At 59.5% G+C, this 18955-nt stretch carries 18 protein-coding genes; 15 read left to right on the plus strand and 3 right to left on the minus strand.

Annotated features, from left to right (window positions below; translation table 11 throughout):
- The first annotated feature begins 53 nt into the window (after positions 1 to 53).
- Positions 54 to 671, plus strand: coding sequence for a TetR/AcrR family transcriptional regulator (locus GOW56_RS04365; RefSeq protein WP_170345300.1), 618 nt, complete (start codon positions 54 to 56; stop codon positions 669 to 671).
- 106 nt (positions 672 to 777) lie between these two features.
- On the opposite strand, the gene GOW56_RS04370 is transcribed toward GOW56_RS04365, so the two are convergent.
- A complete protein-coding gene (locus GOW56_RS04370; RefSeq protein WP_217358788.1) occupies positions 778 to 1623 on the minus strand; it encodes a CHRD domain-containing protein in 846 nt (281 codons plus the stop codon).
- A 255-nt stretch (positions 1624 to 1878) separates the two neighbouring features.
- Here GOW56_RS04370 and GOW56_RS04375 point away from each other — a divergent pair, with 255 nt between their 5' ends.
- Positions 1879 to 2301, plus strand: a complete 423-nt coding sequence (locus tag GOW56_RS04375; RefSeq protein ID WP_171205084.1) for a LysR substrate-binding domain-containing protein — start codon at positions 1879 to 1881, stop codon at positions 2299 to 2301.
- A 92-nt stretch (positions 2302 to 2393) separates the two neighbouring features.
- Here the strand turns inward: GOW56_RS04375 and GOW56_RS04380 are convergent, their stop codons facing one another.
- Together GOW56_RS04380 and GOW56_RS04385 are read right to left on the minus strand one after the other, a co-directional pair.
- Complete coding sequence (locus GOW56_RS04380; RefSeq protein WP_152460215.1) at positions 2394 to 3095, minus strand: GntR family transcriptional regulator; 702 nt, start codon at positions 3093 to 3095, stop codon at positions 2394 to 2396.
- Positions 3096 to 3173: 78 nt separating this feature from the next.
- On the minus strand, positions 3174 to 4535 hold the full coding sequence (locus GOW56_RS04385) for a formimidoylglutamate deiminase (protein WP_171205085.1): 1362 nt from the start codon (positions 4533 to 4535) through the stop codon (positions 3174 to 3176).
- Positions 4536 to 4617: 82 nt separating this feature from the next.
- On the opposite strand from GOW56_RS04385, the gene hutI reads away from it, so the two are divergent.
- From hutI to GOW56_RS04450, 13 genes are all read left to right on the plus strand, one after another.
- Entirely contained in the window at positions 4618 to 5829 is a 1212-nt protein-coding gene (gene hutI, locus GOW56_RS04390) for an imidazolonepropionase (RefSeq protein WP_171205086.1), read from the plus strand.
- Entirely contained in the window at positions 5826 to 7364 is a 1539-nt protein-coding gene (gene hutH / locus GOW56_RS04395) for a histidine ammonia-lyase (protein WP_171205087.1), read from the plus strand. The genes hutI and hutH overlap by 4 nt, the downstream gene beginning before the upstream one ends.
- Positions 7361 to 8155 carry an N-formylglutamate deformylase gene (hutG, locus tag GOW56_RS04400; protein ID WP_171205088.1) on the plus strand — a complete coding sequence of 265 codons (795 nt, stop codon included), beginning with the start codon at positions 7361 to 7363 and terminating at the stop codon, positions 8153 to 8155. Before hutH ends, hutG begins: the two co-directional genes overlap by 4 nt.
- Positions 8152 to 9834: a urocanate hydratase gene (gene hutU, locus GOW56_RS04405; protein WP_171205089.1), complete on the plus strand. Its 1683-nt coding sequence runs from the start codon at positions 8152 to 8154 to the stop codon at positions 9832 to 9834. Before hutG ends, hutU begins: the two co-directional genes overlap by 4 nt.
- Before the next feature lie 142 nt (positions 9835 to 9976).
- Positions 9977 to 11026 carry a quinolinate synthase NadA gene (nadA, locus tag GOW56_RS04410; protein ID WP_171119198.1) on the plus strand — a complete coding sequence of 350 codons (1050 nt, stop codon included), beginning with the start codon at positions 9977 to 9979 and terminating at the stop codon, positions 11024 to 11026.
- 6 nt (positions 11027 to 11032) lie between these two features.
- Positions 11033 to 12601, plus strand: coding sequence for an L-aspartate oxidase (locus tag GOW56_RS04415; RefSeq protein ID WP_171205090.1), 1569 nt, complete (start codon positions 11033 to 11035; stop codon positions 12599 to 12601).
- Positions 12598 to 13446: a carboxylating nicotinate-nucleotide diphosphorylase gene (nadC, locus tag GOW56_RS04420; RefSeq protein WP_171205091.1), complete on the plus strand. Its 849-nt coding sequence runs from the start codon at positions 12598 to 12600 to the stop codon at positions 13444 to 13446. The genes GOW56_RS04415 and nadC overlap by 4 nt, the downstream gene beginning before the upstream one ends.
- A gap of 126 nt (positions 13447 to 13572) precedes the next feature.
- On the plus strand, positions 13573 to 14553 hold the full coding sequence (gene bioB, locus GOW56_RS04425; RefSeq protein WP_152460224.1) for a biotin synthase BioB: 981 nt from the start codon (positions 13573 to 13575) through the stop codon (positions 14551 to 14553).
- Entirely contained in the window at positions 14550 to 15683 is a 1134-nt protein-coding gene (locus GOW56_RS04430) for an 8-amino-7-oxononanoate synthase (RefSeq protein WP_171205092.1), read from the plus strand. Before bioB ends, GOW56_RS04430 begins: the two co-directional genes overlap by 4 nt.
- Positions 15680 to 16300, plus strand: coding sequence for a dethiobiotin synthase (gene bioD / locus GOW56_RS04435; RefSeq protein WP_171119205.1), 621 nt, complete (start codon positions 15680 to 15682; stop codon positions 16298 to 16300). The genes GOW56_RS04430 and bioD overlap by 4 nt, the downstream gene beginning before the upstream one ends.
- Positions 16297 to 17583 (plus strand): adenosylmethionine--8-amino-7-oxononanoate transaminase, encoded by a 1287-nt coding sequence (gene bioA / locus GOW56_RS04440; RefSeq protein ID WP_171205093.1) that lies wholly within the window; start codon positions 16297 to 16299, stop codon positions 17581 to 17583. Before bioD ends, bioA begins: the two co-directional genes overlap by 4 nt.
- Positions 17580 to 18200 carry a DUF452 family protein gene (locus tag GOW56_RS04445; protein WP_171205094.1) on the plus strand — a complete coding sequence of 207 codons (621 nt, stop codon included), beginning with the start codon at positions 17580 to 17582 and terminating at the stop codon, positions 18198 to 18200. Before bioA ends, GOW56_RS04445 begins: the two co-directional genes overlap by 4 nt.
- A complete protein-coding gene (locus GOW56_RS04450) occupies positions 18197 to 18952 on the plus strand; it encodes a methyltransferase (protein ID WP_171205095.1) in 756 nt (251 codons plus the stop codon). The genes GOW56_RS04445 and GOW56_RS04450 overlap by 4 nt, the downstream gene beginning before the upstream one ends.
- Positions 18953 to 18955 lie beyond the last annotated feature (3 nt).

An 18955-nucleotide genomic window follows, 5' to 3' on the forward strand; every position in this document is an offset into this window, starting at 1 on the left:
TATCTAAACCGAACGGTTTATAAACTGGCGCAGTTATCGATCGAGGAGACGACATGACCCAGACTGCCACCATCCTGCGCACCGGCCGGAAATTCGATCAGGTTCTGCGCGGGGCTCGAGAGGTTTTCATGGCGGATGGGTTTGAAGGGGCAAGTGTGGATGACATCGCTCGCGCAGCCGGTGTGTCAAAAGCAACGCTCTACAGTTACTTCCCTGATAAGCGCCTTTTGTTCATGGAAGTCGCCCAAACAGAATGCTGCCTGATGGCCGAGCGGGTCATCTCGATGATCGACGAAACCAAGCCGGCCCGCGAAGTGCTTCAGATCACGGCGACACAGCTGACCAGATTTCTTGTGTCAGATTTCGCGCAACAGGTTTTCAGGATCTGCGTTGCCGAACGCGACAGGTTCCCCGAACTGGGTCGCGCGTTCTATGAGGCGGGGCCACAAAATGGCCAGCGACAGATGGCCGAGTATCTGGAAAAAGCCGTGGCCAAGGGCGAATTGGCCATTGATGATGTACATATCGCTGCCGAGCAGTTTTCCGAACTGTGCAAAGTGCGGATCTGGACCCGGGCGGCTTTTGGCATTCAGAACACCTTCACCCAGGAAGAAATAGATCAGGTTGCTGCTCAGGCTGTTGACATGTTTCTTGCCCGTTACGGGGTCTGAACCACAAAAGTGATGGCCCGCGCCCGGAACAGGGGCGCAGACCACCGCTCACTCACCAAAACACTCGATACACAACAGTTTAAAGCTGTAAGTCTTGTAAAACCGTTTACTCGATGAAAGTTCCGGCCAGACCCTCGCTGACAGGCTGCGCCAGATACGCAATCACCGCGCGTTCGCCTGTGTTGACGAACAGGTCTTCGGGCATGCCGGGGACCAAGTCCAAAGCCGCCACTTCGTCGGATTGCTGATCGTTCAGTTTGACCCGGGTCTTGTAATAGCTCTCGCCTGTCCGTTCATCCTTGAATGCGTCGGCTGAGATATCAAAGAGGGAACCCCGGGCCTCGGGCACATCGGCCGGCGCAAAAGCCGGCAAACGAATCCGTGTGGCCTGACCCATTTTCAGCTTGTTGACGTCACCAAGTCTAATCCGGCCCGAAATCGCCGAATTGCAACCGATAAGGATGTCGTCGCCGCCTTTACCGTTCTGCGGATCATCGCCGACCGCGCCGTTCAGCGCATTGGTCAGATCGCTGACGACAATCACGTCGCTATCATCCGAGGCAACGACGTTCTCAATTGAAAACAGCACATCGGTCTCGGCCTGGTTCGAGATCACGTCCTGACCGATGACACCGATGCCCCCTGATGCGTTCACATTCAGCTTGGCGCCTGCATCCGCCAGCGTTTCCTGTACAACCGGGCCGTTTTGGCCGACCCACCCATTGTGCGGATGGATGGCCGAAACTGCGCCGGGGATGGGCGTGTTCAGGTCAGCTTCGTTCCGCCCGACAACGCTCAGTTCGCTGGAATACGAGACTTCTCCGGTCGCCGAATTCCGGGTGATGACTACGGTCGCGTGGCCGGTGACCTTGCTGTCCGAGGTCGGCCCGGGCTCTTGCTCCGCGTTCAGGCTACCGCTCAGGGTGACGGTGCGAATGTCAACCTTGGCCAACCAGAGCAAAAAACTTGAACAGGAATTGGGAACCGATCTTTTCCTGCGCCTCAACAACGAGGTGCCTCGACACTGTACGGTGCCCGTGTCGTTGAACTGGCTGGGCGCCTTCTGAACGATGCGCAGAAAATCCGTGACACCGCGACCGAGTTCCGCGACCCTGAAACAGTTCCTTTGACCGTCGGAATGCCTCCGACTTAGGCCCCTTATCTGACCGGGCATCTCTCTGAACCCTCCAGCTCGCTGTTTCCGTGGATGCGGGTCACGCTGGTCGAGGATCTGCCTGAAAAAATGTTGCGTATGGTCGATGATCACTTGCTGGACATGGCGCTTGCGGCGAAGATCAACAGCAGCGCCACTTTGGATTTCACTTCGATCTGGTCTGAACTATTGTTTCTGGCCCTTCGAAAAGGGCAACCGCTTTGCGCCTTGTCGTCCACCACCCCAGAGGATGTTCCGCCATATGATTTCATCCGGCTTCCACACGGTTTCGGATACGAACTTGAGGGGAGGCTTCCCAAACATGACGGATCAACCCGGATCAGCAAAGGTTTCGACCTGACCACGCTGAGGTTCGAGACGATCTGCCGCCATATTTGCCATTCCGACGATTGTACAATTGTCTCGGCCTTGGCCGCTGAACAACGAGAACCAAATCTCGGCTGCTTCGGACGCTGAACGGGCAAAGGTGACTGCCACGACAGTCAGGAAGGTGGGATCGAAGCGATAAGGTTTTGCCTCTATGTCAAAACCTGTTCGGTGCTCTGGCCTCAATACGTGGTGCGCATCTGGTATCCCTGGTGGAAAGTCATGCGCACGAAAGTAACCGGATCGCTGCGAAACCAAGTCGTACGTTCCAGCTGAAACAACGGTGTGCCGGGCGGTACCGCCAGAAACTCCTGCAAATGCCCTGTTGCGGGGACGGCCGAGAAGGCAATTTCAGCGTTTGAAAACGGCACCTCGGACAGCAGCCATTCATTCGGCCCGGTGGTCAGGAAATCTTCGTCGAGAACCTGAGGCACGGTGCTGACGTTGATCCAGCGTTCCTCGAACTGGAATGGACGGTTGTCGGCGTGGTGCATACATTGCAGATGGACGACCTGCGCACCTTCCGGGATATTCAGCTTTGCCTGCAACCACGCGGGGCAATCGATCAGTGTTCGGCTGACCAGAGCATAACGGTATTCGGCGTTCATTTCTTCGATGGTCTGCCGAACGACAGTGATCGGCAATTTCGCCTGCTTTACCGGTGTGGTCACAACACGCGTTCCACCCTTGCGTTTGCGGGTGACAATTCCCTGTTCGGCAAGTTCCCGCAGCGCCCGATTGACCGTCGCCCGTGCAACGCCGAATTCGGCTGCCAGTTCCATCTCGGTGGGCAACAGGCTGCCCTGCGGCCAGACACGGGTTTGAATGCGGTTCACGACTTCGTCCCGAATGTCCTGAAAGCCGAGAGGTTTTTGATCGGTCACGTGGTTTTCATCCAATTACGTACAAACATATTGCTATTATGATGCCATTTTTGTCAGCCCGTAAAGGCGGCAGCAAGCTCAAAGCCTCGGCATGAGATCAGCCATGGCCCGCCGATAGTCAGATACGATCCGATCCCGAGCAATATGTCGGCCCAGGCGCACCTGATGGCGGCCGGCCGACCACAGATCGGTCACTACGTGGTCCTTCGCGGCAAAGACCAACCCGTCGAGCAACTGTTCAGGACGCAGGGCACAAAGTGCCGGATCCTGGCTGTCAATGGCAACAAGATCCGCCAGCATCCCTGCTGCGATCTGGCCCGCCGCGCGACCCAGGGCCTGCGCACCGCCCAAAGCCGCATTGCAATACAGTGTCTGTCCTACCGAACCGTCCCCTTCGACCAGGACATTGCGCGACAGGTCTCGCAGGCGTTGGGAATACTCCAGCGTACGCAGTTCCTCTGTCATCGAAACCAACACGTTTGAATCCGACCCAACCCCGAAACGACCACCGACTTCAAGAAAGACGGCCCCATTGAAAGGGCCATCCCCCAAATTGGCTTCGGTGATCGGGCAAAGCCCCGCGACCGCGCCCGTTACAGCCATATCGCGGGTCTCCTTTTCCGTCATGTGAGTGGCGTGGATGAGGCACCAGCGATGGTTTACCGGTGCATTGCTCAGCAGCCATTCCACCGGGCGGGCGCCCAGACCCTCGTGAACCTGCTCAACTTCCATGGGTTGTTCCGCAATGTGGATATGGACAGGTCCCGTCTTTTTTGCGTCCAGAACCCGGGCAAGATCTTGTGGTGATGTCGCGCGCAAGGAATGTGGTGCAATGCCTATCTGACAGTCATCCGGCAGATCGCCCAGTGCCACTTGCGCTTGCTCGACCAACGCCAGATAGCGGTCTACATCATTGCCAAATCGTTGCTGTCCCGATTCCAATGGTTGCTCGCCGACCCCTGCGTAAGAATAAAGTACGGGCAGATGCGTCAGCCCGATTCCCGTCTCGTCCGCAGCAGCCATGATCCGCTGGGACAGCTCTGCAAGATTGTCATAAGGTGTGCCGTCTGGCTGGTGATGCAGATAATGGAATTCACCAACCGAGGCGTAACCGGCTTCCTGCATCTCCATATAGACCAGAGCGGCAATCGCCTGCACGTGATCAGGCGTCAGGTGCTGGGTGAAACGATACATCAGTTCCCGCCACGTCCAGAAACTGTCGCGACCGGCCTTTCGGTATTCGGTCATGCCTGCCATCGCGCGCTGAAATGCGTGGCTGTGCAGATTGGCCAATGCGGGCAGCAAAGTGTCGACGCAAGTGTCACCCTCTTGCGCCGTCGCGCCCTGTTGCAGCGACAATATCAGCCCTTGGCTGATTTCCACCCGCAGGTTCGTAGCCCAACCAGTGCTCAATAATGCGCGATTAGCGAAGATAGCCATTTTCCACCTCATTTTATGCATAGACATATAAATGATAGAAATGTACTAGAAAAGAAGGAAATGCATGGAGGGTGCGAGTCACATGCAGACGCAAACGCAGGTTTTGACGGATCTTGATGCCGCAACGATGACCGAAGGCGGCGCGCCATACGGTTTGGTCCCGGATGCCGCGATCGCGTTGCAGGACGGACAAATCGCATGGATCGGAGCTGTCGCTGACCTTCCTTCAAGATTCGCCGACCAGCCGCGGACTCGACTCGGTGGACGCCTGGTTACGCCTGCGTTGATCGATTGCCACACTCATGTGGTTCACGGTGGCCATCGCGCCACAGAATTCGAAATGCGCCTGAACGGCGCGAGCTACGAAGAGGTTGCCCGCGCCGGGGGTGGAATCATCTCGACCGTAAAGGCCACGCGCGCGGCCGGCGTGGAGGAGTTGGTCGCACAGGCATTGCCGCGAGTTGATGCGATGCTGGCCGTAGGGGTATCGGTCATCGAAGTGAAGTCCGGTTACGGATTGGATGACGATACCGAATTGAACATGTTGCGCGCGGCTCGGGCGTTGCCGGATCATCGTCCCGTCCGCGTTCTGACCAGCTTTCTGGGGGCGCATGCGGTGCCTCAGGACTATAAGGGCAGGGCGTCGGACTACATTCATCAGGTCTGCATTCCCACGCTTCGCGCCGCTCATGCCGAGGGATTGGTCGATGCGGTCGATGCCTTCTGCGAAGGCATTGCTTTTCAACCGGAAGAGTTGATCCCACTGTTTGAAGTCGCGACAGATCTTGGCTTGCCGATCAAGATCCACGCCGAACAATTGTCGAATTTGGGCGGCGCAAAACTGGCTGCCGGATACGGCGCGCTTTCGGCAGATCATATAGAATATCTTGACGAAGCAGGTGTTCAGGCCATGGCGCGGGCCGGAACCGTAGGCGTCATTTTGCCGGGTGCGTTCTACACACTGCGCGAAACACAGGCGCCACCGATTGACCTGTTGCGCCAGCACGGTGTGCCCATGGCGCTTGCCACGGATTGCAACCCCGGTTCGGCGCCGATGACCTCGCTGTTGCTGGCGATGAACATGGGATGCACCCTGTTTCGCATGACGCCAGAAGAGGCCCTGCAAGGCGTGACGGTTCACGCGGCCCGCGCTCTCGGGTTGGCTGACTGCGGTCAGATCTCAGTCGGGCGGCGCGCTGATCTGGCGGTTTGGAATGTCGAACACCCTGCGGAACTGGCCTATCGCATCGGCTTCAACCCTCTTCATACTCGCATATTCGGAGGTATATTTTGACGACGCTCACCCTCACCCCGGGCACCGTTACCCTGTCGCAGCTGGAACAGATCTTTCGCGAAGAGTGCGCTGTTCGGTTGGACCCCGCCTGCCGCCCGGCCGTCGAAGAAGCGCACAAGCGCATCGCCGATGCGGCGGCGGGAGAGGCCGCCGTATATGGCGTGAACACGGGGTTCGGGAAACTGGCAAGCGTCAAAATCGCGGCCGAGGACACGGCAACCTTGCAGCGCAACCTGATCCTCAGCCATTGCTGTGGTGTGGGCCCTGCGATCCCGCGCGCCCTTGCCAGATTGATGATGGTTCTGAAATTGCTGAGCCTGGGGCGCGGGGCCTCGGGGGTTCGGCCAGAAGTGATCACCCTGCTGGAAGGGATGTTGTCCAAAGGTGTGACCCCGGTGATCCCGGCGCAGGGTTCAGTCGGGGCTTCGGGTGATCTTGCGCCCTTGTCCCACATGGCTGCCGTCATGATGGGCGCTGGTGAGGCCGAATTCGGTGGCGATGTGATGCCCGGTGATGCTGCGCTGTCCAAAGCGGGTCTGCACCCGATCGAATTGGGCCCCAAAGAAGGGCTGGCGCTGATCAATGGCACCCAGTTTTCGACGGCCTTTGCGCTGTCCGGCCTGTTTGGCGCATGGCAGGCGGCGCAAAGCGCGCTGGTTACCTCGGCGCTGACGACGGATGCGATCATGGGTTCGACCGCCCCGTTGCAACCGGAAATCCACACGTTGCGCGGGCATCGCGGGCAGATCGAGGCCGGCGTGACCATGCGGGCGCTGCTGGCCGGGTCGGTCATTCGTGAAAGCCATCGGGATGGCGATACCCGGGTTCAGGACCCGTATTGTATCCGCTGCCAGCCTCAGGTGGTGGGGGCCGCGATGGATGTGCTGAGGCAGGCCGCAACAACGCTGGAAATCGAGGCCAACGCGGCGACGGACAATCCTCTGGTTCTTTCGGAAACCGGCCTGATCGTTTCGGGTGGGAATTTTCACGCCGAACCCGTTGGGTTTGCCGCAGACATGATCGCGCTTGCCGTGGCCGAGATCGGGGCAATTGCACAACGCCGCATTGCGTTGATCGTTGATCCGGCGCTCAGCTTTGATCTGCCGCCTTTTCTGACTCCCAATCCGGGCCTGAATTCGGGCTATATGATCGCTGAGGTGACGACTGCCGCACTGATGAGCGAAAATAAGCATCTGGCCAATCCATGTGTGACGGACTCGACGCCCACATCGGCCAATCAGGAAGATCACGTTTCGATGGCGGCCCATGGTGCGCGGCGATTGGGGCAGATGGTTGCCAATCTGGAACGTATTCTGGGGGTCGAACTGCTGTGTGCCACACGAGGGGTCGAGTTCCGCGCGCCGCTGCCTACGAGCGAAACGTTGCAGGCCGTGATGGCACGGCTGCGTACGGTGGTGCCGGCCTTGGGTGACGATCGCTATATGGCACCCGAGATCGAAGCAGCCTCGGCCCTGATTGCCAGTGGTGAGATTGCCCGTGGCACGGGCATCGCCATGCCGGAACTTGGCGCATGAGCGGCCAGGTCGAGATTTCGCGCGGTGACGGTCCGATCGTGCTGGGTCTGCCGCATACCGGCACCCATGTTCCGGCCACGATCGAGGCCAAGTTGAATGCGCGGGGCAAGGCTCTGGCGGATACGGATTGGAATGTCCACACCTTGTATGAAGGACTTCTGCTCGGTGCGACGACGGTTCGGGCAACCTTCCACCGATATGTGATCGACGCCAACCGGGATCCGTCGGGCGTGTCGCTTTATCCCGGCCAGAACACGACCTCTCTTGTGCCGCTGACGGATTTTGACGGCCAGGGCATCTGGGACATCCCGCCTTCGGAAAAGGATATCCTCGAACGACGGGAAGCTTTTCATGCACCGTATCATGCCGCCCTGAAGGCCGAGCTGGAGCGCGTGAAGGCGGCCCATGGGGTTGCGGTGCTGTATGATTGCCACTCGATCCGCAGCCATATTCCTTTTCTTTTCGAAGGTACTCTGCCCGATATGAGCATCGGCACGAACAATGGGGCGACCTGCGCACCGGAAATCGAAGCCGTAGCGCATGAATTCGCGACGTCCTCACCCTATACGGCTGCTCTGAATGGGCGGTTCAAGGGCGGATGGACAACGCGCCATTATGGGCGCCCCTCGGAAGGGGTTCACGCGATCCAGATGGAGCTGGCTCAGTCGACCTACCTGAAAACTGAAGCGCCGCCCTGGGCTTTTGACACCGACAAAGCCGACCGCCTGCGCCGGTGGCTCAAAGACATTCTTGACGCTATCCATGACACTGCATTGGAGCTTGCCCGATGACCGATCCTCGCAAAAATACCCGTGACATCTATCCTCCGACAGGGCCCGAACTGAACGCCAAAAGCTGGATGACCGAAGCCCCGATGCGGATGCTGATGAACAATCTGCACCCTGATGTGGCCGAGAATCCGCATGAGCTGGTTGTCTATGGCGGGATCGGACGTGCCGCGCGGACGTGGAAAGATTTTGACACCATCGTTGCTAGCCTCAAGGACCTGAAGGAAGATGAAACGCTGGTGGTGCAATCCGGCAAACCGGTCGCCATCGTTCGGACGCATGCCGATGCACCTCGGGTGCTGATCGCGAACTCGAACCTCGTGCCGCATTGGGCCAACTGGGACCACTTCAACGAGCTCGATAAGAAGGGCCTGATGATGTACGGCCAGATGACGGCCGGTTCGTGGATCTATATCGGGACGCAAGGCATCGTTCAGGGCACTTACGAAACCTTCGCCGAGGCTGGACGTCAACACTATGACGGGGACCTGACCGGCAAGTGGATTCTGACTGGTGGTCTGGGCGGCATGGGTGGTGCGCAACCTCTGGCGGCGGTCTTTGCAGGGGCGTGTTGCCTGGCTGTCGAGTGCAATCCAGACAGCATCGATTTCCGCCTGCGTACCAAGTATCTCGACGAAAAGGCCGAGACGCTGGACGAAGCGCTCGAAATGATCGACCGCTGGACCAGGGCGGGCGAGGCGAAATCGGTCGGTTTGCTGGGCAATGCGGCCGAGATTTTCCCCGAGATCTACCGCCGCATGCAGGCGGGTGGTATGCGCCCCGATATCGTGACCGATCAGACCAGCGCCCATGATCCGGTCAACGGCTACCTGCCGCTGGGCTGGAGCATGGCGCAGTGGAAAGACAAGAGGGAAGGCGACCCCAAGGCCGTGGAAAAGGCAGCCCGAGCGTCGATGAAGCAGCACGTGGCCGCCATGGTCGATTTCTGGAACGCGGGTGTGCCGACCTTGGACTATGGCAACAACATCCGGCAGGTGGCGCAGGACGAAGGCTTGGAAAACGCCTTTGCCTTCCCCGGTTTCGTGCCCGCCTATATCCGCCCGTTGTTCTGCCGTGGCATCGGCCCGTTCCGCTGGTGCGCGCTGTCGGGTGATCCCGAGGATATCTACAAAACCGACGCCAAGATGAAGGAACTTTTCCCCGACAACACGCATCTGCACAACTGGCTCGACATGGCACAGGAGCGCATCGCGTTTCAGGGCCTTCCCGCGCGGATCTGCTGGATCGGACTGGGCGACCGCCACAAGGCCGGGCTGGCATTCAACGAGATGGTTAGGAATGGAGAATTGAAGGCACCGGTCGTCATCGGTCGTGACCACCTCGACAGCGGCTCGGTCGCGTCGCCGAACCGCGAAACCGAGGCGATGAAGGACGGCTCGGACGCCGTTTCGGATTGGCCGCTGCTGAACGCGCTGGTCAATACCGCCTCGGGCGCGACATGGGTCTCGCTGCACCACGGAGGCGGCGTTGGCATGGGTTTCAGCCAACATGCGGGTGTCGTGATTTGTGCCGACGGAACCGATGCAGCGGCCAGACGTCTAGAGCGGGTTCTGTGGAACGATCCGGCTTCTGGCGTCTGGCGTCACGCAGATGCGGGTTATGAGGATGCCAAGGCCTGCGCACGTGAACATGGGCTGCGTCTGCCGGGGATTCTGGGCTGATTTGCCATTCATCTTTGAATTTGTCTGCATGGCTTAGCGCTAACGTCTCATTTTCCGGTTTCGAACCGGGGATGTTTCCGCTAGGGCTAAGCCGTTAAGCAGCCCGCCAGGCTAACGACAACTGACAAAGGTGGCTCGCCCGTTGCTCGATATTGCACAAGTCCGCACTGTTCTTTCGGACGTCTATGACCTCGCCCCATCGGCCACGTTGGCCAATGAGATGAAAGACACGTTTGCCCGTATGGATCGTGTGATCAGCCCGCCGGATTGGGCGATCTATGCGCCCTATGTGCGGGCGATCAACGCGCTCAAGAAAGAGCGTAACGCCGTGATCCTTGGGCACAATTACATGACACCGGAAATCTATCATGGTGTGTCCGATTTCGTGGGTGACAGCCTGCAACTGGCGATCAAGGCCAGCGAGGTGGAAGAGGATGTGATCGTTCAGGCCGGGGTTCATTTCATGGCCGAGACATCGAAAATTCTGAGCCCCGGGAAAACTGTTCTGATGCCCGACATGGATGCGGGGTGTTCTTTGGCAGAATCGATTACTGCCGAAGGAATCGACGAAATGCGGGCCAAATACCCCGGCGCGCCGGTTGTGTCTTACGTGAACACCACTGCCGAGGTCAAAGCGGCTTCGGATATCTGCTGCACCTCGTCGAACGCCTTGCAGATCGTGAATGCCATGGAGAGCGACACGGTCATCATGACGCCGGATCAATATCTGGCTCAAAACGTGGCGAATGAAAGCCACAAGAACGTGGTGTACTGGCCCGGTTCCTGCATCGTGCATGAACAATACACCGCACAGGACCTGCGCGACTTCCGGGAATGGAACCCCGGAACACGCCTGATTGCGCACCCGGAATGCCCGCCGGATGTGGTGGCCGAGGCGGATTATTCCGGTTCAACCAGCGGGATCATCAAATATGTGCATGATGAGAAACCCGAAAAGGCGATGCTGATCACCGAATGTTCGATGGCGTCGAACATCGCGGATGAACTGCCCGAGGTCGATTTCGTAGGGCCGTGCAATATGTGCCCGTACATGAAAAAGATCACGCTGGAAAAGATCCTCTATGCGTTGCACACGATGGAAGGCCAGGTCGAGGTCGCCGAAGACGTGGCAGAGCAGGCGCGCAAATCTGTTCAGGCGATGATTGATCTGTCCCGCAAGCTCGGCATCTGATCGGCAATGACCGACATCACCACGGATCGCGTCGTTATTGTCGGGGCCGGGATTGGCGCGCTTTATGCTGCGCTGAAACTGGCGCCGCGCCCGGTGGTGATCATCTCGCCTGATCCTTTGGGCGAAGGTGCAAGTTCGGCATGGGCGCAGGGTGGCGTGGCGGCGGCGATGGACCTGGCTGACAGCCCGGAAAGCCACGCCGTTGACACCGTCAATGCCGGGGCAGGCACTGTCGAGCCTGACGTTGCGGATTTGGTGACGCGAGAGGCGCGGGATTATATTCTGGACCTGACCACTTTGGGCACACCATTTGATCGCACCGAGGGTGGCGGGTATGTCCTGTCCCGAGAAGCCGCGCACAGTTTTGCCCGCGTCGTGCGGGTAAAGGGCGATCAGGCCGGCAGTGAAATCATGGCCGCCCTGATCGAACGAGTGCGCGAAACTCCTTCGGTGCAGGTATTGGAAGGGGTCCTTGCCGTTGCGTTGGAAGTGACGGATGGGCGCGTGGTGGGCGTGGTTTTGCAGGAGGCCTCGGAAAGCGGATCCGCGCCTGTGACGCTTCGTGCGCCTGCCGTATTGTTGGCGGGTGGCGGTTCTGGCGGGCTTTATGCCCTGACGACCAATCCGGCCCGCATCCGCGGACAGGTCATCGGAATGGCCGCTCGGGCGGGGGCGCTGATCGCCGATGCCGAATTCGTGCAGTTCCACCCCACCGCCATGGACGTGGGTGAAGACCCGGCCCCGCTGGCGACCGAGGCCCTGCGCGGAGAAGGGGCAATACTGATAAACAAGCACGGCGAGCGTTTCATGCAGGCCGTTCACCCTGATGCCGAGCTTGCCCCGCGCGACGTTGTGGCCCGGGCGATATTTGCCGAGGTACAGGCCGGCAACCGCCCGATGCTGGACACTCGCAAGGCTTTGGGCGCGCAAGTCAACGAACTTTTTCCGGCGGTTGCCGCATATTGCGCGCGCAACGGAATCGATCCGGTCCGGGATGCGATCCCGGTTGCTCCGGCAGCGCATTACCACATGGGCGGGATTGCCACAGGCACTGATGGCCGCGCGACGCTGGATCGGTTGTGGGTGTGCGGCGAGGCGTCTTCGACCGGCCTTCACGGCGCCAACCGGCTGGCCTCGAACGGTTTGCTCGAAGCGTTGGTGTTTGCACGCATCTGTGCCCAGGACATTGCGCGTTCGTTACCGGACACTTCCGCGTCGGAACCTGTGGCCCTTCGATTTGATCAAGCTGACATCCCTGATACGTCCGATGCGGTCAGTACGTTGCGCACGACCATGTCGCGCGATGTTGGCGTTGTCCGGGACCGCGCCGGGTTATGCCGGGCATTGCGCAGGATTGCCACGCTCGAAGAGCAGCATGGCACATGCCCGTCCTTCAGAAACATGTGTGCCACAGCAACCTTGATCGCCGCGACGGCATTGCAGCGCGAAGAAAGCCGCGGCGCGCATGAGCGATCCGACTTTCCGGAAGCTGCCGATGGCCCCGGCAAACGATCCCGGATGTATCTTAGCGACGCGCTGCACATTCGCGCCGAAGCCTGCAAGGAAATATCATGAGTTTTGCGACCCTGCCCGATCTGATCCTCGAACCCGTCATCCGCGCGGCGCTGATGGAGGATCTGGGAGCATACGGTGATGTGACCACCCGCGCCGTGATCCCACCGAACGCGACCTATACGGCCCGGCTGAATGCGCGTGAGGATGCCGTCGTTTCGGGCATGCAGGTGGCGACGATAGCGTTCCGGCTGGTCGACCCGACGCTTGAGGTTGAGGTGCTTGTCAAGGATGGCCAGCCTTGTCGGCGCGGCGACACGCTGATGATCATCAAAGGGTCCGCGGCCTCGATCCTGTCGGGTGAGCGGGTCGCGCTGAATTTTGCCGGTCGCCTGACCGGTATTGCCACAAAAACTGCCAGCTTTGTTCAGCAGACAAAGGGCACGAATGCCCGCATGACCTGTACCCGCAAAACCACGCCCGGACTTCGCATCGTCGAAAAACAGGCCGTGCTGCATGGCGGCGGTTTCAATCATCGCTACTCTTTATCCGACGCGATCCTGATCAAGGACAACCACATCGCCGCCGCCGGGGGTGTGCGTCAGGTTCTTGAGGCCGCCAAAGCGCAAGCCAGCCACATGATGGCCGTCGAGATCGAAGTCGATCGACTGGACCAGCTGGCCGAAGTCCTCAGGATTGGCGGCGCGTCCGTCGTATTGCTGGACAACATGGATGACGAGATGCTGCGCGAAGCGGTTGCCATGGTGGACGGGCGGATGAAGACCGAAGCCAGCGGGAATGTGACGTTGGGCCGGGTTGCATCAATTGCGGCGACCGGGGTCGATTACATCTCGTCCGGGGCGCTGACGCATTCCGCCCGAACCGTTGATCTGGGTCTTGATTTCTGAAAAATTTCTGAAAAGCGCGGCATTTCTGCTTGATTTGAGATCGTTTGCGCCAACACGGTTGCGCCTTCAGGTTTTATCGATAATAAATCCTCGGCAACGCAAGCTGCAGGAAGTTTTATAGATAAAATGATCATCCCTCATTCCGGCTGGACCCGAAAGTCTGCGCAAGCTGTTCATGACCTCCCGTTGATGGACCTTCTGTTCCGGGCACAGACCGTGCACCGCGAGAACTTTGATCCGAACAAGATCCAGACCTCTAAGCTGCTGTCGATCAAAACCGGCGGGTGCGCCGAGGATTGCGCCTATTGCTCGCAATCGGCCCGCAACGGATCCACCCTGCCTGCATCGAAGCTGATCGAGGTTCAGCGTGTACTGGCCGAGGCCAAAAAGGCCCGCGACGGTGGCGCGACCCGGTTCTGCATGGGGGCCGCCTGGCGCGAGCCCAAGCCGCGCGATATGCCTGCCCTGATTGCCATGGTGGAAGGCGTCAAGGCGATGGGCATGGAAACCTGCATGACGCTGGGCATGCTGGATGACACCCAGGTGGTTCAGCTGCGCGATGCCGGGTTGGACTATTACAACCACAATATCGACACGTCCGAACGCTATTATTCCGAAGTGATCACCACCCGTACTTTCGCGGACCGGATCGACACGATGAACCGGGTGCAGGAAGCCGGAATCAAGGTCTGCTCGGGTGGTATTCTGGGTATGGGTGAACACACTGGCGACCGTATCGATATGTTGCTGACTTTGGCCAACATGACCCCGCCGCCGGATTCGGTGCCGATCAACATGCTGATGCCACAGGCGGATACTCCGCTGGCTGATGCGGAACCGGTTGATCCAATCGACTTTGTGCGGATCATCGCAACCGCTCGCATCCTGATGCCCAAAGCCTATGTTCGGTTGTCCGCCGGGCGCAGCGACATGAGCGACGAGATGCAGGCGATGTGCTTCTTCGCCGGAGCAAATTCCATCTTTGTCGGTGAAACTCTTTTGACGGCGGAAAACCCCGAAGAAGACACCGACTCGATCCTGTTTGCAAAACTTGGCCTTCAGGCCGAAACGGCTGAAGACCATAAGCGCACGGAAGCCGCCGAATGAAAGCAGTCGAACGACTGGAATCCATGCTGGGTGCGCTGGAAGCCCGGCACCGCCGCCGGGTTTTGATCCCGGCGCGCGGGCTGGATTTTGCGTCCAACGACTATTTGGGGTTGGCCGGGTCAAGCCTGTTGCAAGAGGCCGCGCAGGCGGCGCTGGCGCGCGGCGTGCCCGTCGGCTCGGGCGGCTCGCGGCTGCTGCGGGGAAATCACCCCGAGCATGAGGCGCTGGAACACGAAGCAGCTGTGTTCTTTGGGGCCGAGGCCGCATTGTTCATGGGTGGAGGGTTTCAGGCCAATCAGGCAATCTTTTCCACCCTGCCGGCGGCCGGGGATCTGGTTTTGTATGACGAACTGGTTCACGCCAGCGCCCATGAGGGGATGCGCGCCAGCCGAGCGGATCTGCGCGCTTTTCGTCACAACGACGTCGCGGATGCGCGAAACGTTCTGACCGAATGGCGATCCGCTGGTGGGCAGGGTCAGGTGTGGGTTGCCGTTGAAAGCGTCTATTCCATGGAGGGCGATCTGGCTCCGCTGGAAGATTTGTCATGTCTGGCGCGTGAAGCCCAAGCTGTTCTGATCGTGGATGAGGCGCACGCAACCGGCGTTTTCGGGGCAAATGGCAAAGGTCTGGCGCATGATCTGAACGCTGACCTTCTGACCCTGCACACCTGCGGCAAGGGGCTTGGAGTTTCCGGCGGGCTGATCTGTGGCCCGCGGGCGATGATCGATACCCTGATCAACCGCGCACGGCCCTTTATCTTTGCAACGGCGCCGTCCCCTCTGAATGCTGCGCTGGTACGGGCTGTCCTGTGTGAACTGGCCGAGAATGACGATTTGGTCGCTGCTGCACGCAAACGTCTGCGCCATGCACATGAGGCGGCCCGTGAAACAGGGTTGCCTGACGCGGCCTTGAACAGCCAGATCATTCCCGTCGTTCTTGGGGACGAGGCCCGCACGATGGCGATGGCACAGGCTTTGCAACATCAGGGGTTCGACATTCGCGGCATTCGCCCGCCAACCGTTCCAAAAGGCACATCCCGTCTGCGCGTCTCGATCACCGGGAATGTCGGTCCCGAGGACATTTCGGCCCTGTTTGCAACCATCTCCAGCCATCAGTCGGAGGCCGCATGAGCGCTCTGGTTATTGTCGGAACCGACACGGGCGTCGGAAAAACAGTTTTTTCGGCTGGCCTGACGGCGGCCCTGAACGCCACTTACTGGAAGCCGGTTCAATCGGGGCTCGAGGATGCGACGGACACGGAAACCGTCTGCACCTTGTCCGGTGTGGACGTGTTGCCCGAGGCGTATCGCCTGAACATGCCTGCCTCACCCCATCTTTCTGCCGAGGATATGGGCATAGAGATCGATCTGTCCCGGCTCGCGCTGCCGCAAGTTGACGGGCCGCTGGTTGTGGAAGGGGCAGGGGGGCTGATGGTGCCTCTGAACCGCAAATCCTACTATCTGGATCTGATTGCCCAATGGCAGGCCCCGGTCGTTCTGGTCGCACGCACGGCGTTGGGAACGATCAACCACACCACGTTGTCCCTGATGGCGCTTCGACGCGCTGGGTCCGAGGTGGTCGGCGTTGCCTTTGTCGGAGATCCGGAGCCCGACGTGGAACAAACCATCGTCGAAATGAGCAAGGTGCGACACCTCGGACGCCTGCCTTATCTTGGCGACCTGACGCAGCAAAGCTTGTCAGAAGCTTTCTCGTCCATAGACGTGGCGACCATACGGAGGTTTCTGTGACCCCGCTGGAGTTTGACGCCCACCACCTTTGGCATCCCTATACCAACGTGGCCGATCCCGGTGCGATGCATCTTATCGACCGGGCCGAGGGCGTGTATCTTTATCGGGAGGACGGCGCAAAGATGATAGACGCCATGTCGTCATGGTGGTGCGCCATCCACGGCCACAAGCATCCCGAAATCACATCCGCCATGCAATCACAGCTGGAAAAGATGCCTCATGTGATGTTCGGAGGGCTGACACACCATCCGGCCATTGATCTGGGGCGCAGGATGGTCGACATGTTGCCCGAGGGGCTGGATCGCATTTTCTATTGCGACAGTGGGTCTGTTTCGGTCGAAGTGTCGATGAAGATGGCGGTGCAGTATCAAATGGCTCATGGCCGCACCCGCAAATTCGAATTTGCCACAATTCGGGGCGGCTATCACGGTGACACGTGGAAAGCGATGAGCGTCTGTGACCCTGTGACGGGTATGCACGGGCTGTTCCGAGGGGCTTTGTCGATCCAGCACTTCCTGCCGCGTCCCCAGGTTCGGTTGGGGGATGACTGGCCCGAAGACCCGGCGTTGAACGGATTGGAGGCGCTGGAACGACTGTTGGCCGACAAGGGCGATCACCTCGCGGCCCTGATCCTTGAGCCCATGGTTCAAGGCGCCGGGGGCATGTATTTCTATCATCCCCAATGGCTGCGCGCGGCACGCGCCATGTGCGATGCTCATGACGTGCTGATCATTTTTGACGAGATCGCAACCGGATTTGGCCGAACCGGCAAGCTGTTCGCCACCGATCATGCGGGCATAACCCCGGATATAATGTGTCTGGGCAAGGCATTGACCGGGGGGCATATCTCGTTTGCTGCTACCGTGACCAGCAAGCAGGTGGCGTATGGCATTGGCAATAGTGAGGCCGGAGTGTTCATGCACGGCCCGACCTATATGGCCAACCCTCTGGCCTGTGCCGCTGGTTCGGCCAGCCTCAGACTGCTGGCCGAGGGGGACTGGCAGCGCCAGGTGGCCGATATCGAAGACCAGATGCGGACCGAACTGGAGCCAGCGCGCAGTTTGCCGGGCGTTGCAGATGTCAGGGTTCTTGGCGCTATTGGCGTTATCGAAATGAAGGAAACGGTTGATCCTTCGGTTGCTCATCGGCTGGCCCCTGAAACCGGAGTGTGGCTGCGCCCCTTTGCGCGAAACATCTATTGTATGCCGCCTTACATTGTTTCACCTGATGAGCTCGGCCGGATCACCAGCGCGATGGTCGCTTTGGCCGGGGGGCAGCAATGAAACACCAGTGGCTGGCGCAATCGGATGACAGCAAGCTGACCCTGATCTTCGGGGGGTGGGCGCTGGGTGCTGCCCCGTTCCGCGGGCTGACCGGAGGCGGATCTGTTCTGCTGGTGGATGACTATACCCGGCTTGATGATCCCTTGCCCGATCTGGCCGGGTTTGACCGCGTCGAAATGCTTGCGTTTTCCTTCGGTGTCGCATCCGCGGCCCATTGGCTGGCCAGCACAGGGTTTCGCCCTGACCGGCTGGTTGCCGTCAGTGGTACGTTGCATCCTGCCTGCGCAGACCGGGGCATCGCGCCCGATATTGTCCGGGCCACGGCGGATCAGCTGTCATCGGCAAGTTTCGTCAAATTTTGCCGACGCGCCGGACTGTCTGTTGACATACCTGAACTGGACATCGAGCAGGCAAGAAAGGAACTTCACGCGGTCATCGAACGCGGCTCGGCGCCTGATCCCGGCTTTGATCGGGTTTGGATATCAGAGCGGGACCGGATCATTCCGACCAATGCTCAGAGGGCGGCCTGGGCCGCAACCCCGGATGTGGTCAAGGGCGTTGCCGCTCCGCACGTGCCATTTGAACCGGGCCAAAGCTGGGCGGAGTGGATGTTATGACGGCGCAATTGGCGGACAAGGTGCAGCGAAGCTTCAGCCGAAGCTTCCAGACTTACAACGATACAGCCAGCCAGCAGGCCTGGGTTGCCCGCAAGCTGGTTTCCGAGATGCGTCGGGTTGGGGCGCCGAACCGGTTTGATGTGGCCTTCGAGCTGGGATGCGGCACTGGCCATCTGACCCGGTTGCTGCGGCAGAACTTTGACCTTCCCGATTTTCACGTGAACGATATAGCGCCGCAGGCTCGGGCGACGGCAGATGCGGAAAATGCGGCCTTCATTGCCGGAGACGTCCGCCTGGTCGAATGGCCCGCAAAGCTGGATTTGGTCGCATCGGCCTCGATGATCCAATGGATGGAGGATCCGGCCGGTTTGCTGCAACAGGTTGCCGAGGCGCTTGAACCCGGAGGGTGGCTGGCGATTTCCGGGTTTGGTCCATTGCAATATCAAGAGCTTGCGCAAATCGGATCGACAGCCCGTGCACCGGGCCTATGCCTGCCTGACACCTTTGCAACCGCCATAGATGGGCAGTTTAAGATTCTGACGGTTGGCCAAAGTGTTCGGCCATCCTATTTTGACACGCCCAGAGATGTGCTGAAACATTTGCGCAGTACAGGGGTAAATGGCCGGGCTCAGGGTGCATGGACCCGGTCCACCTTGGCCCGGTTCGAAGCTGACTACGTTCAGAAGTTCGGAGCTGACGGCAGGGTTCCTCTGACCTACCACCCGGTGTGGGTCATTGCCGAAAAGCGTTAGGCG

The sequence above is a fragment of the Ruegeria sp. HKCCA0235A genome (assembly GCF_013033235.1).
Taxonomy (GTDB): domain Bacteria; phylum Pseudomonadota; class Alphaproteobacteria; order Rhodobacterales; family Rhodobacteraceae; genus Ruegeria.